Raw genomic sequence first — 743 nt, 5'->3', positions numbered from 1 at the left:
CAAATCTCCTTGGATTAAGTAATAATTCTTTCATATTAATCCTCCTTTAATTGCCCGTGTACTTGGTGCTTGGAGAAGGATATCCACTTATAAAGTTAAAGAAAAGAAGATTTTTAAAGTTTTGAAGTTTTGACAATTCAGTTCCTGTCAGTGATACTTCATTGTAAAATCTTTTTTTCCTTTCTATTCTTGTTGCCATATTATCCTCCTTTCTTATAATCATATAGTAATAAGGTTCTAAGAATATCTTTAGTAGCGCCTGCTCCAGCTTCTACGACAGTTCTGAATTCAGTAGCTCTTGCAAGAATTAAGCTTAAAACAGCAATGCCAAAAATCAATGTCAATATCTCTAATACATCTTTCATTATTTCACCCCCTTATTTTTTATAATCATATAGTAATAAGGTTCTAAGAATATCTGTAGTAGCGCTTGCTCCAGCTTTTACGACAGTTCTGAATTCAGTAGCTCTTGCAAGAATTAAGCTTAAAACAGCAACGCCAAAAATTAATGTTAAGATTTCAATAAAATCACGTTTCATTAGATTTTACCCCTTCTTTCTCTTTATTTTCGAGAATATTATTGATTTTTTTAAAAAACAATAAATACAAAAGATAAATTACAAGAAGCATTAAAATTCCAATTGTAAAGTTAATAATGTAATCTTTATTTTTCATGAAAAATTCTTTTAAATTCATTTGAATAAACTCCTTATGTTATTAATCTCTACTTTAATATTTTCAAT

4 protein-coding genes are annotated in these 743 nt (G+C 28.1%); all 4 read right to left on the bottom strand.

Annotated elements, in window-relative coordinates:
• Positions 1 to 46 precede the first annotated feature (46 nt).
• Genes NZ841_08485 through NZ841_08470 form a run of 4 tightly spaced genes read right to left on the bottom strand, consistent with a single transcriptional unit; the run spans position 47 to position 696 of the window.
• Entirely contained in the window at positions 47 to 199 is a 153-nt protein-coding gene (locus tag NZ841_08485) for a hypothetical protein (GenBank protein MCS7202796.1), read from the bottom strand.
• Between the two features lies 1 nt (position 200).
• The gene (locus NZ841_08480) at positions 201 to 365 is read right to left on the bottom strand and encodes a hypothetical protein (GenBank protein MCS7202795.1); all 165 of its coding nucleotides are present in this window, start codon (positions 363 to 365) and stop codon (positions 201 to 203) included.
• Positions 366 to 377: 12 nt separating this feature from the next.
• Positions 378 to 539 carry a hypothetical protein gene (locus NZ841_08475; protein ID MCS7202794.1) on the bottom strand — a complete coding sequence of 54 codons (162 nt, stop codon included), beginning with the start codon at positions 537 to 539 and terminating at the stop codon, positions 378 to 380.
• Positions 529 to 696 carry a hypothetical protein gene (locus NZ841_08470; protein ID MCS7202793.1) on the bottom strand — a complete coding sequence of 56 codons (168 nt, stop codon included), beginning with the start codon at positions 694 to 696 and terminating at the stop codon, positions 529 to 531. Before NZ841_08470 ends, NZ841_08475 begins: the two co-directional genes overlap by 11 nt.
• Between the last annotated feature and the right edge of the window lie 47 nt (positions 697 to 743).

The organism is Dictyoglomus sp. (assembly GCA_025060475.1).
Taxonomy (GTDB): Bacteria; Dictyoglomota; Dictyoglomia; order Dictyoglomales; family Dictyoglomaceae; genus NZ13-RE01.
Note: the sequence above shows the minus strand (reverse complement) of the source record. Positions and strands in the feature narration are given on the sequence as shown.